The following is a 14,311-nucleotide window of genomic DNA, read 5'->3' as shown; positions in this document are numbered from 1 at the left end:
CTGCTGAAGTTCTTGATAAGTGTGTTAGGAGTGTTTTTATGGACATCATTAGAAAAATAAGTCATTTTGCAGGACAAACCTTTGGCATATGGGTCATTGTTTTTGCAGTGCTGGGATTTTCTTTCCCATCTTTATTTACGTGGATCAGTTCTTATATTACGATTTTTCTTGGCATTATCATGTTTGGGATGGGCCTTACACTGCAAGCCGATGATTTCAAAGAGCTGGTCAGAAAGCCTTGGCAAGTTATTATTGGAGTAATAGCTCAGTATACGATCATGCCGCTCGTTGCTTTCGGCCTCGCATTTGGGCTTCATCTTCCAGCTGAAATCGCAGTTGGTGTTATTCTTGTCGGCTGCTGTCCCGGGGGAACTGCATCTAATGTTATGACATTCTTAGCAAAAGGAAATACTGCCCTTTCTGTTGCGGTTACGACAATTTCTACCTTATTGGCACCTGTTGTAACACCGTTGTTGATTATGCTGTTTGCCAAAGAATGGCTTCCTGTCTCGCCGGGGTCTTTGTTTATTTCAATCTTACAGGCGGTTTTATTTCCGATCATTGCAGGTCTGATTGTCAAAATGTTTTTCAGAAAACAAGTGGCAAAAGCAGTACATGCCCTTCCGCTTGTTTCTGTCATTGGCATCGTTGCGATTGTCTCAGCTGTCGTCAGCGGCAATCGGGAAAATCTTCTTCAATCGGGGTTGCTCATTTTTTCAGTTGTTATCCTGCATAACGGTATCGGTTATTTACTTGGGTTTCTTTGTGCAAAGCTTTTAAAAATGGATTACCCGTCTCAAAAAGCGATTGCAATCGAAGTCGGCATGCAAAACTCCGGACTTGGGGCTGCACTTGCCACGGCTCATTTCTCACCGCTATCTGCCGTACCAAGCGCAATATTCAGTGTGTGGCATAACCTTTCAGGTTCTATGCTTGCAACATATTGGTCAAAAAAAGTGAAAAAGAAACAAGCTGGATCCAAAAGCAGCAATCTATCACTTTAAATATGCATCAAAAAAGGTACATCACGATAAAGTGATGTACCCTTTTTTATTATCCTTCTAATAAAAGCTGTTCAGGATCTTCCAGTAAATTTTTGATTGTCACGAGGAAACCAACCGCTTCTTTACCGTCTACAATTCGGTGATCATAAGATAAAGCGATATACATCATCGGACGGTTTTCGAAACGCTCTTCATCAATGGCTACAGGGCGCAGCTGAATCTTATGCATGCCCAGTATACCGACTTGCGGGCTGTTTAAAATTGGAGTTGACATCAATGAACCGAAAGTCCCTCCGTTTGTAATCGTGAAGGAGCCTCCCTGAAGCTCGCTAAGGGTTAATTTATTGTTTCTTGCTTTTTTCGCAAGCTCGCCGATCTCTTTTTCGATTCCTGCAAATGTCAGGCGATCCGCATCCCGCACAACCGGAACGACAAGGCCTTCATCAGCAGCAACAGCGATTCCGATATCGTAGAATTTTTTAACGACCAACTCATCGCCTTGAATTTCTGCATTCAACAGCGGATATTTTTTCAATGCAGCCACGACCGCTTTCGTGAAGAAAGACATAAAGCCGAGCTTCACTTCATTTTGCTCAAAGAATTGATCTTTGCGGCGTTTTCTGAGATTCATGACAGCCGTCATGTCCACTTCATTAAATGTGGTCAGCATCGCTGATGTTTGCTGTACCTCTACAAGGCGTTTTGCAATCGTTTGTCTGCGGCGTGACATTTTTTGCACTTCAACAGGTTTGTCAAAGCTTTGCTGTGCTTTTTGAGCCTGAGACTGCTGCTTTTGCTGAGGAGCCGGTTTTGATGCCGGTTTTTCGTACGCTTCGACATCCTGCTTGCGCACTCTTCCAAGCGGATCTCCAGTTGGAACTTGAGACAGGTCAATTCCTTTTTCTCTCGCAAGCTTACGGGCCGACGGAGAAGCGATCGTTCTTGATTTTGCTTCAGATTGTGCTTCCTCGCTCACCTCTTGTGCAGCTGGTTCAGCCTGTTTCTCTTCTTTTACGCTTTCCTTGCTTTCTGCTTTCTCTGTAGGAGCAGGGGCAGAACTTTCACCCGCGCCTTCTGAAATCGTACCGATAATTTCTCCGACCTGGACGGTATCACCCGAATCTTTCAATACCTCTTGAAGTACACCCGATTCTTCTGCTGTCAATTCAACATTCACTTTATCCGTTTCTAGTTCAAGCAGATATTCACCCTGTTCTACATAGTCACCAGGCTGCTTTAACCATTGGGCTATTGTTCCTTCTGAGATTGATTCTGCTAATTCAGGTACCTTAATTTCCGCCATTTTTTCATTTCCCCCTTAGTTTTTGCGAGTCAAGCTATCAGATACAATACGTTCCTGTTCTTTTTTATGAACTGTCGGATCTCCCTCTGCAGGGCTGGATCGTCTTCTTCGTCCAATATATTGAACGCTTACTCCCTCTGGTGCAATCTCTGTCAAATACGGGCTGATATAACCCCAAGCCCCCATGTTCTGCGGCTCTTCCTGCACCCAAACGATTTCTTTCAGGTTCGGAAGTTTTGCAAATAATTCTTTGACTCCTTTTGCCGGGAATGGATACAGCTGTTCGATTCTCGCAATGTGAAGCCACTCTTTACCGTCTTCTAACTTATTAAAATGATCACTGATGTCTATAGACACTTTACCGCTGGATAATACAAGTCTGGATACTTTTTCATAGTCATGAGAAAGTCCCGACTGTTCATAAACAGGCTGGAAGCGGCTTTCGCTGAGCTCCTGCACTTCCGACACCGTATTTGGGTTGCGAAGAAGGCTCTTCGGCGTCATAATGACGAGCGGTCTGATTTCTTCACGAAGCAGCATTTTAGCCTGTCTTCTTAAAATATGGAAATACTGTGCCGCACTTGTCAGGTTGGCAACCGTCCAGTTGTTTTCCGCTGCAAGCTGCAGGAATCGCTCGATTCTTCCGCTTGAGTGCTCAGGCCCCTGTCCCTCGTAACCGTGCGGGAGCAGCATGACTAATCCGGATTTTTGGCCCCATTTCGCGCGTCCAGCAGAAATAAATTGGTCAAAATACACTTGAGCAGCGTTGGCAAAATCTCCGTACTGTGCTTCCCACAAAACAAGCGTTTCCGGTGAATGCACGTTATAGCCGTATTCAAAACCGAGAACCGATCCTTCAGACAGCGGGCTGTTATGAACAGCAAATGATGTGCTGCAGTCAGATAAGTGATGAAGCGGCACAAATTCTTTGCCCGTCTCACTGTCATGAAGCACAAGGTTTCTTTGGGCGAACGTTCCGCGCTCGGAATCCTGTCCGGTTAAACGAATCGGTGTTCCGTCTTTCAAAATTGAAGCAAACGCGAGTGATTCTGCCAAAGACCATTCCACTTTTCTGTCATCATCGAACGCCTTGGCGCGTCTTTCTAAAATGCGTTTTAGCTTGCCGAAAACATTAAATGACTCCGGCCAGTTGATCAATTCGCCATTCAGCTTGCGGAGCACATCAAAATCAATCGAAGTGTCCACATCTGGGAAACCGTTTGATACAGGCTCTGGAAGTTCAATTTCACAGGCAGTGTGTTCCTTTTTAGACGGAACTTTCTGATATGCATCCTCAATGCGCTTCGTTACCGATTTTTCGATGTTTTGAACGACTTCCTCGGTAAGCACGCCTTCTTTTACCAGCTTTTCAGCGAAAATTTGTTTGACTGTCGGATGCTTTCTGACAGCATCATACAGCATTGGCTGAGTGGTTGACGGTTCATCCATTTCGTTGTGTCCATAGCGTCTATACCCGATCAAATCAATCAGAAAATCCTTGTTGAATGTTTTTCGGTATTCGACCGCAAACTTAACAGCTGAAAGACAAGCTTCAGGATCGTCCGCATTCACGTGAACAATCGGAATTTCATAACCCTTGGCCAGGTCGCTGGCATATTTTGTCGATCTGGATTCAGCGCTTTCTGTTGTGAATCCGATCATGTTATTGGCGATAATATGAATCGCACCGCCTACTTGATACCCTTTTAAAGAGCTTAAATTCAATGTTTCAGCTACAATTCCTTCCCCAGGGAATGCAGCATCTCCATGGATTAAAATGGCCAGCGATTTTGTTTCATCTTGTACCGGGTATCCGCTTTGTGTTCGCGTTTCCTGTGCTGCTCTTGTGCTGCCTTCAACAATCGGATTGATAAATTCCAAGTGGCTCGGGTTGTTCGCTAACGTAATGCGCGCTGATTTTGTTTCAGCGTCTTGAAGCTCCCGATTCGCCCCCAAATGGTATTTGACATCCCCTGTCCATCCGTAGCTGATCCCAATTGATCCCTCAGACGGGACAAGATCTTTATTCGGCGCATGCTGGAATTCAGAGAAGATGATTTCATACGGTTTGCCGAGCACATGTGCCAAGACATTCAGGCGTCCCCTGTGCGCCATCCCGATGTTGACACTTGTCGTGCCTGATTTGACAGATTGTGCAATAATGTCATCAAGCACTGGAACAAGAGCGTCCAGACCCTCAATGGAAAAGCGCTTCTGCCCGACGAATGTGCGGTGTAAAAACTGCTCAAATCCCTCTACTTCTGTCAGTCTTTCCAGCACAGCCGACAGCTTTTCAGCTGAGTTCTTCTGGAACAGCTCGCCAGATTCAATCTTTCTTGTCAGCCACTCGCGCTCTTTGAAGTCATGCACATGGTCAAATTCAAAAGAGATGGTTCTTTTATACGTATTTCGTAAATACTGAATGGCTTCTAAACCGTTCGTAATGTTTTTAGGAGCGTCTTTGCAGATGACAGACGCAGGTATTGCTTTTATTTCCTCTTCTGTTAGCCCGTAATCGGATAATGGAAAAAGTTCGCTCTTTTTCTCATCCTTTCTGAGCGGATTGACGGAAGCGTTCAAATGGCCATAGGTTCGGATATCTTCTGCAAGTCTGACTGCGGATGCGATCTTTTGAATCAGATCGGCTGTAACACGTCCCTTTTCTTTTGTTCCCGAGGCCTCTTTTATATCGCTTGGCGGAGCACCGAGCTCGTCGAACATTTCCTTCAAATCCGGGTCAATGCTGTTCGGATCCTGGGTATACTGATCGTAAAGCTCCAGCGCATAGCCGAGGTTCGGACCGTAAAAATCTTCCCAATTCATTCGTTGTTTCATACTATTTTGAAACATTTGAATATTACCCCCAACTTAAATAATCAAGTGATTGATTCACTATCTTGAAATAACTTTCGAACGCTGTGTCCAAAATTATGTAATAAAAACGCTTCCAACGATATTTTACCACTGTTTGCAATTTGATTCTACCTTGATTGTTCACAAAATAGTAAAAAACCTTTATAAAAAACAAAAAATTTAATCATTCGAAAAAACAAACGCCAAAAAGCATAGGATTAAGGGCTATCCTATGCTTTTATGAAGCAGTTTTTTCAGCAGCGGATACAAAACATCCGGTAGCTGATCAACATCCGGGACAAATATACTGAATTTTCCGTACATATCCTGGATCGTCTTCATTTGCGATTCTTCTATTTCTGAGTTGGAGAGAAAAACATTTATCACTTCTATTCCTCGTTTTCGGGCTTCGATAACCGCCTCACTTGTATCGACGATCCCATTTTGTTCGTAGCCAAATGCGGCCGGCTCTCCATCTGAGAAAACAATTAAGAACTTTTGCGCCTCGCTGCGATGCAGCATTTTTTTCGTCATCTGCCTAATTGCGTACCCGTCACGGTTATCTTCTTCTGGCTCAAGCTGCATAATGGCCGGTCCAGACTCTTGTCTTAATGATGATTGGAAGGGAATAACCGTATTGAAATAGTTTGGCTGGCTTGTTTCGGTCGCATCATTTGTGTCCTCCCAGAAACCGACAATCTGATGCGGAACCGCTACCGATTTCAACGCTTCGTGAAACAGCACGATTCCTCGTTTTGTTTCGTCCATTTTGTCGAACATGCTGGCTGAACAATCGACCAGCAATGTAAAAACTGCGTCGATTTCTGAAGATGGTTCTTGCTTTTTGTAGAACAGGCGCGGATTTCGCTCAGTGAAGTAACGAAGAAGCTTATTGTTCAGTCTCCCAGCATGAAGGTCTGTTCTCGGCAATGTTTTTTTATGCTCAAGCGTTTTTTGAATCATTTGTTTCAAACGCTTTTGATACGATTCAATCGTTTTTGCCTGCTGTTTATAAGAATGCTCTTCTTCACTGGTTGCCGGCTGCGGTTCTTTATAAATTGGAAATGCATATTTATTTTCTTTGCCGTCAGCCATACCCGCTCCGTTCGGCTGGTCTTTTTGGGACTCCAGCGCTTCCAGCTTGGAATAGTCTTTCCGTTTCGTTTGTCTGGCTGATCCTTGAACAGAGCCAAGGGCCTGATCTCCATCGTCGCCTTCCCTTGAAGCATCTTTTCCTAAATCTGATTTTGCGCCGTGTTCAATATCAAATTGAAGGAAGCTTTTAGACGGTGCTTCTGTTTCCCTGTGCCATGTCGGCATTTCTTCTTCATGGATATCCTCATCACCGTCTGACTGTTTTGGAAGCGTGACGTCATCACTCAGCTTCGGTGCTTTTTTCTCTTCTTCAAATAACGGCTGTTCTGCAGCTTTTGCGTAGTCAAGCTCAGGCAAGAAGAAGTAGGTGTTCAACATGTCTTTATCGAGCACCTCTTCAAGCCCATCCATGAGGTCCTCAACAATTTTCAGAACCTGCCGTGTCGAATCTGCTTCATACACACGCAAGAGCTGTTGCTCAATAAACGGGCGCATCAAATCGATATCTTCACGCATGGACGGAAGGGTCTCAAGCGGCGATTCCGCTGTGAGCTTGACATAGATCGCGCAAAAGAGCGCATCGGTAAAAATGCTTCGTTCCAAATTTAAGGTCAGCTGGGTTGAGAAATGTTTTCTGTACATGTCTTTTCGCTTCGCAAATACATGTTTCGTACCCGGGCGCTCACGTTTGATGCATTCTTCGATCCTAATGTCTTCAAGCAGCATAAAGAGCTGCTTGGCAAAACTTTTAAACGTAAGATGGCGATGGATATCATTCAAAAAGTTCGCAAACTCATGCAGCGAGCTATATCTTGTTCCGACTGAACGCAGGTAGACGTCGCTTTTCAGACCCGCTTCCATGTCTTCAGCTGCCCTGTCTTTCCAAAAGTGGCTCATATAGATTTTCTTTTCGAATGGATTGTAATAGGACTGAACGCCATACTCCACTTCTACCGCTTCACTCTTGGTGAGTGTTTTGGCCAAATCTGTCAGCATCATAAATAAAAATGAATCAATCGTGCTGTCGTTAAATTTGATAAATTTCATCGCAGCCCCCTCATTCAAACAGAGTTTCTGCAATATTTCGGACGGCCGCTTTTTCCCGATCATCATCAAGCTTTTCTACAATTCCCCGCTCAATGGCACGACGCGGCGGAATATAAGCAGCTAAATCACATGTATCGATTAAAGCTCTGATGGATGCCGCTTCTTCAGACACCTGTCCGTTATTGGCCTGAACGATCAAGTCAGAGGAAAGCGTGATAAATCTGTCAATCAATTTCTCGTCTTTCAAGGCTGACTGAGACATGAGCACTTGTTTCAGCAGCTCGCCTTTAATATAAGGCACATCAATGATGACAAAACGGTTTTTCAACGCTTCATTCAGAGGAACAGTTCCGACATAGCCTTCATTGATGGCTGCAATGACTCCGAAACCGCTTTTAGCCCGTATGACCTCGCCTGTAAACGGATTTGTCATCATTTTTCTGTAATCTAATACACCGTTTAAAATAGGCAGTGTTTCCGGCTTCGCCATATTGATTTCATCTATATAAAGAAAATGGCCTTCCTTCATTGCCTTTGTAACAGGTCCTGAAACAAACTCGATTGTCGCCTGACCAGATTGATTTTCAATCGTTTTATAACCGACCAATGCCTCAGCGTCCAAGTCGACTGAACAGTTGACGCTGTGCATCGGTTTATGAAAATAGCTGGACAATGTTTCTGCCAGCTTTGTTTTTCCTGAACCTGTAGGCCCTTTCAGCAGGACATTTTTCCCCATGGCTAATGCAATAATGGCGTCAAATAAAATGGCTTCATCCTCCGCCTCATAGCCTGATGTTCCTATAAGCGATTGAAACTCCGGGGAAATAGGCTGCTCTTTATATGATAAAAGCTTTTGTTGTATATCTTCCGGCAATGTTAAGTGCTGTAGTTGAGTTGTCATAGACAGATTCCCTTTCCTATTCATATTCCATTAACGAGTATACTAAAAAAGCCCCTGTATGCTCAATACAAAAGGGCTTGGATGATATTACTGCTTCTCGTTATTTCCCAAAAGGGCTCCGCAGACAATACGCGCACCGGAATTGCCGCTTGGGTTTGTCAGATAATCGTCCGCTTGTTCATGAATAATAAATGCACTTCCGTCCTCGTCGAGAATATTTAGTTTACTTCCTTTTTTCAGTGAAGTGTCAGGCGCATTCATTATGACATCTACCTTTCCATCAGCACCGACTTCAAGGTTCGGCAGATCTCCGGCGTGATGCCCCATCGGATTATTGAAGCCGTGTTCTTTGTTCAGCGGATTAAAGGGACCGCCCGCTGATTCAAAATCCGGCCTGACACAAGAACCTTTCTCATAAATATGAAAACCGAGAGAAGCACCTGGACGCAGGCTGTTTGCGGAAATATGAATATCGAGGCCTTCATCGTCTGATTCTTTGATCTCTATAAAACCGACTGCTCTCCCTTCACGATTGACCAGCTGGACATGATGACCAAACGCTGACGTTTCAACCACTTTTTTTTCCGGCACCCGGTTAGGAGAGTCTGGAGGTTTTTTTTGTCCGCATCCGGCAACTCCCAGTGCCGTCAGCATCATCAACAGCAAGAGACGGTGCATACTGTCTCCCCCTTGTTTTTTCTAACAGTGTGGTCAATCATTGTCTGGTATAAACAAAAAAGCCTATAAAAGGCTTTTTGTCATACTCATTTTTAAAAATAACTTCTTGCGCCCAAGTACCGCTGTTTCCAATAAGAATTGCTGAGATTGGAAATGTCGACGCCCGATGAGCTTGCATGAATAAAGTCACCGCCGCCTAGATAAATCCCCATGTGAGATGGGCCGGATTTATAAGTGGTAAAGAAGACAAAGTCTCCGACTGACGGCTGGCTGACCTTCTGCATGACATTCCAATATCCTGCCGTACTCAATCTTGATATAGATGATACGTTATTAATAAGGTAATAAATGAAGCCGCTGCAATCAAAACCGGCAGGCGTGTTTCCGCCCCATCGGTAAGGCACTCCGACATATTTTTTCGCTTCCGTTATCATTCTGTCAATCTTCGAGCCTATTTGAATGTTTGACCCTGAGTTATCTTTTGGCTTTGTTGGCTTTGTCGGATTTGAAGGATTAGATTTTGATGCTCCCGAAATAGTCAGAACCTGCCCGATTTGCAACACATCCGATGATAAATTGTTTTTATCACGGATGCTTTGGACAGTGACTCCGAGCCGATTTGCAATTTTCCACAGCGAATCGCCTGCTTTTACCTTGTACGTCGTTGTTTTTGAGGGATTGGAGTTTGACGGCTTTTTGGAACCGCTGTTTCCGTTCTTAGGTGAACTGCTTCCTTTTATTTTGAGCACCTGTTTAGGATAAAGTGTATCTGATGTTAAGCCATTTAAGGTTTTTAATTCGGCTACAGTCATATTTAAGCTGTTTGCGATTTTCCACAGTGAGTCACCAAGCTTGACCGTATATGTACTTTTTGAAGAACCTGAAGAATTGGAACCGCTGTTTTTCTTTGATCCATTTGATCCGCTTGAACTGCTTGTCCCTTTGATCTTAAGCTTTTGCCCCGGACGAATCAGGTCGCTGCTCAGGCTGTTTAAGCTTTTAAGTTCAGAAACACTCATTTTATGATTTTTAGCAATCATCCATAGGGAATCACCATATGCAACTGTGTATGTTGATGTTTTGCTTGAATTAGATGGGGATGTCGTGCTTTTTTTGCTGCTTTCAGGAACCTTAAGACTTTGTCCGACATAAAGCACCGTTGATTTCAATTTGTTTTCGGATTTCAGAGCTGATATTGTCGTATCATACTGGCGGGAAAGTTTCCAAAGAGAGTCACCGCTTTTTACTTTTATCGTTTTTGCTTCCGCGAGTGCTGCGGCCATCGACGACCCAACAACTGCAGAAACAGCCAAACCGGCTACAATCTTCTTTTTCATTCATTCAACCTCCTAAACTGTTTTTTTTTTGCAAAAACAGCTAGTATTTTGTTTCCAAAAATGGCACACAACTGTTTTATCGTCAATTTTTCAGTAAGTTAAACCCTTTTCAAACATTTGGCAGCATTTTCAGCATCGTTCGACCTTTAAACCTTCAAATAAACATCTAACATTTTACATAAGCACGATATGTTTTTCGAAAGTCTAAGGAACTATTTAAGTGAGGGTAAAAATGATGGTTTTCTATTGATGAACGAAGCAGTTTCTCCTCCTTTCTTGTCTATTTTTCTAATCAATTCTCTATCGGCGTGTCAAATCCCTTCCTCTGCATTCTTATGAAATGGCAAAAAGCCTGTTCTTTCGATAAGAACAGGCTTTTACACTATGCGTTTGCTGATTGAGTTTTTTGTTTTACAGCTTCAAGAATGCTATCGGCCGCTTTTTTAGAGCCGCCTGCCGCTTTCAGTGATTGTCCAATTTCTTTTGCCTTTTCAGCATACGAACGATTATTCATTACTTCTTGTATCGTCTCTTTCAGTAGGCTTTCAGACAATTCTTCCTTTTTAATTACTTTTCCTGCGCCGACTTTTTCTACCTGATCTGCGACAACAAATTGGTCGCCTCCCATCGGAATGACAACGAGCGGGGTTTCAAAATACAAACCTTCACTTGTGCTGTTCATTCCGCCGTGTGTCACAAATAAGCTGGCTCTTTTCAATATCTCAAGCTGAGGGACATACGGGCGTACAATGAAATTCTCCGGAATGTCGTTTAACTCACTTGTTTTAATATGCTTGCCGATGGAAAGCACAACTTTACCGTCAAAGTCCTTACACACTTCAAGGCATTGATTAAAAAACTGCTTTTGATTATTAAAAATGGTTCCCATTGAAATAAACAGCACGTTTTCATTGTCAATCTGATCAAATGGGAAATCATTGTTTCCGGCTCTTTCTGTAATGGAAGGACCGACAAATACATATCGCTCGCCAAATTGCTCAGCCAGTGGCTGAAATCCCCTTGATGTAAAGACAATTGTCAAGTCACCATCAGCTAAAAAAACATCAAATGGCTTCTTGATCTCTGCTTGAAAATCAGCATTTAAAGTTTCTGCAAGCTGCTGGTATGATTCATAATGAGGCGAATCTTCAAGTGATCCTTTCATGTACGCTCCCATCATTTCCTTCGCAAATTCCTCATTCATCGCAAAGGTTGTACACAATGAAAATCTTGGCAGCTTCAGCATGTTAGCAATGACTTTACCCGCGAGAAGATGGTGATCATATATGACATAATCATACGATTCATGTTTGACTTCCTCATAAATATGAGTCGCGATATCCTTACAGGCTTTCAAAAAAGCGCAGAGCATTTCTGTGAAATCTCTTTCTTCATCGCCGGTTGCGTTTTTCCCGAAGTAATCTCCTCTGAAATCATGATACTCACGAAACTCTATATCAAGAGCTGTGATTTTTTCTTTATATTCCTTCACTGCGTAGTACGTAATGTTTTCTCCCCGGGATTTCAGCTCCTTCATCACACCGATAGAGGGATTAATATGCCCTTCACCGGGGAAACCGATCATTAATACATTAGCCATGCGGCAGCACCCTTCCTTTGAGAATTTATGTAATATTTTATACGGTACTATAAATGCATAAACAGGTAAAGTATTTCACTTAATTAATATTCATCATATATAACTTTTCTACCAGTTTATATTCCCTGTCTTCAAGACAAAAAGCATTCAGCTTGAAGCGAATGCTTTAATAAAGATGCGAATTCAGTCATTTTGTCTCATGATAGGATTCTTAATCAGGCCCTTTTTATTATTTTTACGTTCTTGGTGAAATTAACGGATATAATACACCGTCTTTGGCAAACGACATCTTCCCTGTTTCCTCTGAAACCACGAGCACCAGTGCATCCGTATAGCCCGACATACCGAGAGCCGCCCGGTGCCGGGTTCCCAAATGGATATCCACTTCCTTCGTCGTCAGCGGGAGCACATTGGCTGCTGACACGAGTTTGTTTTCCCTCACTAACAAAGCGCCGTCATGAAGAGGGTTTCCGGGGAAAAAGATGCTTTCAATTAATGAAGAGCTGATCTCGGCGTGTAGGGAGGTGCCTTTTTGAATAAAATGTTCAACCGGGTCCGCTCTTTCAATCACAATTAAAGCTCCATGCTTATGTTCCGATAAGGCTTTAATCGCCTTGGCCAGCTCAATAAATGCCGGCGTAAATTCCTCAATGTATGATTGCAAATAAAAGGAGGATGCAATCCCCTGCATGTCCTGAAATATGTGCCCCAAATCATCTAATTCACAAAGAAGACACTGGTCTTTTTCGTGAAGCGTTTTCAAGATTAGAGATGCATCACCTAATATTTGCTCTAGGTACACCTGTATTTTCCCCTTGAACGCATTTTCTGATATCTGCTCATAGCGCATAATCTTCATCTCCTGTTCAAATTTCCAACTTTTCACGAATGCTTATCTTATTGATGCACATTCTATTGGTAAAGGAGGGATGTAAAGAATGGAAATCGAAAGAATCATTCAGTATATTTGCACCTTTTTAGGCGTGATTTCGCTTTCTTTTATTTATGCCCAAATGTTTAGAAAAACGAAACCGACAAAAAAAGAATAGGCCCGGCGTTCATTGCTTTTTATACATAAAATGTTATAATTTCTCTCGTTATGAAAAAGAAACGGAGATCAATGTATGAAAGAAACTCAAAATGCCCGGGAAAAAATCAAACAGCTCTTGCACATTTTAATACCGATATTCATTACCCAGGCGGGGCTTTCTCTTATGACTTTTCTAGATACGGTGATGTCAGGGAAAGTCAGCCCCGCTGATTTAGCGGGTGTCGCGATTGGCTCAAGCCTTTGGACCCCTGTTTACACAGGACTTGCAGGTATATTAATGGCGGTCACCCCGATTGTCGCTCAGCTATTAGGGGCAGAGAAAAAACAGAAGATCCCCTTTACTGTTTTACAGGCTGTATACGTGGCCGCGCTACTTAGCATCGCCGTTTTATTGATTGGATATGCTGCAGTTGACCTTATTCTTGGCCGATTGAACCTTGATATTCACGTGCATCAGATTGCTAAACACTTTTTAGGCTTTTTATCACTGGGAATTTTCCCTTTATTTGTTTACACCGTGTTGAGATCATTCATCGACTCATTAGGAAAAACGAGAGTCACCATGATGATTACACTCAGTTCTCTTCCGATCAATTTTGTATTGAATTATGTATTTATCTTCGGGAAGTTCGGAATGCCGGCACTTGGGGGTGTCGGCGCGGGGCTGGCATCCGCGTTAACTTATTGGTGTATCTGCATCATCAGTTTTTTCATTATTCATAAAAACGCACCGTTTTCTGAATACGGGATTTTCCTTACCATGTATAAGTTCTCTTGGAAAGCATGCAAAAATTTGCTCAAAATCGGGCTGCCTATTGGGTTCGCCGTGTTTTTTGAAACGAGCATTTTCGCAGCTGTCACGCTTCTAATGAGCCATTTTCATACAGTGACCATCGCGTCCCACCAGGCAGCCATGAATTTTGCGTCTCTTTTATATATGCTGCCGCTCAGCGTGTCCATGGCTCTAACAATTGTTGTCGGGTTTGAAGCGGGTGCAGCCCGTTTTAAGGATGCACGCTCATATAGCTTAATCGGCATCATGATGGCGATCGGCTTTTCTTTGTTCACTGCCGCCTGTATCCTTTTATTCAGAGAGCAAATTGCGGGCATGTACACTTCTGACCCCGATGTGCTCCGGCTGACACAGCACTTTTTAATTTATGCGCTATTTTTTCAGCTTTCCGATGCTGTTGCCGCACCGATCCAGGGAGCACTCAGAGGGTACAAAGATGTGAACTATACGCTTGCGGCCGCTTTTGTCTCTTACTGGGTCATTGGCCTTCCGGTCGGTTATATGGTCGGTACGTTTACAAGCCTCGGTGCATTCGGCTATTGGATTGGATTAATAGCAGGACTCGCCGCCGGAGCAGTTGGGCTGTTTTTCAGGCTGGCAAAACTGCAAAAACGTTATTCGCAAAAACAACACATTTAAAAGAGGTGAT

10 protein-coding genes are annotated in these 14,311 nt (G+C 43.3%); 2 read left to right on the top strand and 8 right to left on the bottom strand.

Annotated elements, in window-relative coordinates; all coding sequences use genetic code 11:
* Positions 1-38 precede the first annotated feature (38 nt).
* A complete protein-coding gene (locus tag NYE22_RS11775; protein ID WP_004399225.1) occupies positions 39-1,004 on the top strand; it encodes a bile acid:sodium symporter family protein in 966 nt (321 codons plus the stop codon).
* Positions 1,005-1,053: 49 nt separating this feature from the next.
* On the opposite strand, the gene odhB is transcribed toward NYE22_RS11775, so the two are convergent.
* The 8 genes from odhB to cdaS all read right to left on the bottom strand — a co-directional run bounded on the left by odhB (position 1,054) and on the right by cdaS (position 12,677).
* On the bottom strand, positions 1,054-2,307 hold the full coding sequence (odhB, locus tag NYE22_RS11770; protein WP_029318039.1) for a 2-oxoglutarate dehydrogenase complex dihydrolipoyllysine-residue succinyltransferase: 1,254 nt from the start codon (positions 2,305-2,307) through the stop codon (positions 1,054-1,056).
* 15 nt (positions 2,308-2,322) lie between these two features.
* Positions 2,323-5,157, bottom strand: coding sequence for a 2-oxoglutarate dehydrogenase E1 component (gene sucA, locus NYE22_RS11765; RefSeq protein ID WP_173614144.1), 2,835 nt, complete (start codon positions 5,155-5,157; stop codon positions 2,323-2,325).
* Positions 5,158-5,385: 228 nt separating this feature from the next.
* Entirely contained in the window at positions 5,386-7,302 is a 1,917-nt protein-coding gene (locus NYE22_RS11760) for a nitric oxide reductase activation protein NorD (RefSeq protein WP_128473988.1), read from the bottom strand.
* Positions 7,303-7,312: 10 nt separating this feature from the next.
* Positions 7,313-8,227 carry a MoxR family ATPase gene (locus NYE22_RS11755; protein ID WP_010886530.1) on the bottom strand — a complete coding sequence of 305 codons (915 nt, stop codon included), beginning with the start codon at positions 8,225-8,227 and terminating at the stop codon, positions 7,313-7,315.
* Between the two features lie 63 nt (positions 8,228-8,290).
* Positions 8,291-8,881: a superoxide dismutase family protein gene (locus NYE22_RS11750; protein WP_342412712.1), complete on the bottom strand. Its 591-nt coding sequence runs from the start codon at positions 8,879-8,881 to the stop codon at positions 8,291-8,293.
* A gap of 92 nt (positions 8,882-8,973) precedes the next feature.
* The gene (gene cwlS, locus NYE22_RS11745; protein ID WP_161986064.1) at positions 8,974-10,218 is read right to left on the bottom strand and encodes a D-gamma-glutamyl-meso-diaminopimelic acid endopeptidase CwlS; all 1,245 of its coding nucleotides are present in this window, start codon (positions 10,216-10,218) and stop codon (positions 8,974-8,976) included.
* Between the two features lie 382 nt (positions 10,219-10,600).
* Complete coding sequence (locus NYE22_RS11740) at positions 10,601-11,818, bottom strand: macrolide family glycosyltransferase (protein ID WP_004399256.1); 1,218 nt, start codon at positions 11,816-11,818, stop codon at positions 10,601-10,603.
* A gap of 235 nt (positions 11,819-12,053) precedes the next feature.
* Positions 12,054-12,677, bottom strand: a complete 624-nt coding sequence (gene cdaS / locus NYE22_RS11735) for a cyclic di-AMP synthase CdaS (RefSeq protein WP_015251893.1) — start codon at positions 12,675-12,677, stop codon at positions 12,054-12,056.
* A gap of 265 nt (positions 12,678-12,942) precedes the next feature.
* Here cdaS and NYE22_RS11730 point away from each other — a divergent pair, with 265 nt between their 5' ends.
* On the top strand, positions 12,943-14,301 hold the full coding sequence (locus NYE22_RS11730) for an MATE family efflux transporter (RefSeq protein ID WP_021481475.1): 1,359 nt from the start codon (positions 12,943-12,945) through the stop codon (positions 14,299-14,301).
* The last annotated feature ends 10 nt before the right edge of the window (positions 14,302-14,311 follow it).

It is taken from the genome of Bacillus sp. FSL K6-1560, from assembly GCF_038592935.1.
GTDB classification, from domain to species: Bacteria; Bacillota; Bacilli; order Bacillales; family Bacillaceae; genus Bacillus; species Bacillus subtilis.
The sequence above is the reverse complement of the archived record's forward strand: the minus strand, read 5'-3'. Positions and strand labels throughout refer to the sequence as shown.

Coding starts and splice junctions, on each gene's coding strand:
- cwlS (WP_161986064.1), bottom strand. CDS start 10,218: ATGAAAAAGAAGATTGTAGCCGGTTTGGCTGTTTCTGCAGTTGTTGGG.
- NYE22_RS11755 (WP_010886530.1), bottom strand. CDS start 8,227: ATGAATAGGAAAGGGAATCTGTCTATGACAACTCAACTACAGCACTTA.
- sucA (WP_173614144.1), bottom strand. CDS start 5,157: ATGTTTCAAAATAGTATGAAACAACGAATGAATTGGGAAGATTTTTAC.
- NYE22_RS11750 (WP_342412712.1), bottom strand. CDS start 8,881: ATGCACCGTCTCTTGCTGTTGATGATGCTGACGGCACTGGGAGTTGCC.
- NYE22_RS11775 (WP_004399225.1), top strand. CDS start 39: ATGGACATCATTAGAAAAATAAGTCATTTTGCAGGACAAACCTTTGGC.
- NYE22_RS11760 (WP_128473988.1), bottom strand. CDS start 7,302: ATGAAATTTATCAAATTTAACGACAGCACGATTGATTCATTTTTATTT.
- odhB (WP_029318039.1), bottom strand. CDS start 2,307: ATGGCGGAAATTAAGGTACCTGAATTAGCAGAATCAATCTCAGAAGGA.
- NYE22_RS11740 (WP_004399256.1), bottom strand. CDS start 11,818: ATGGCTAATGTATTAATGATCGGTTTCCCCGGTGAAGGGCATATTAAT.
- cdaS (WP_015251893.1), bottom strand. CDS start 12,677: ATGAAGATTATGCGCTATGAGCAGATATCAGAAAATGCGTTCAAGGGG.
- NYE22_RS11730 (WP_021481475.1), top strand. CDS start 12,943: ATGAAAGAAACTCAAAATGCCCGGGAAAAAATCAAACAGCTCTTGCAC.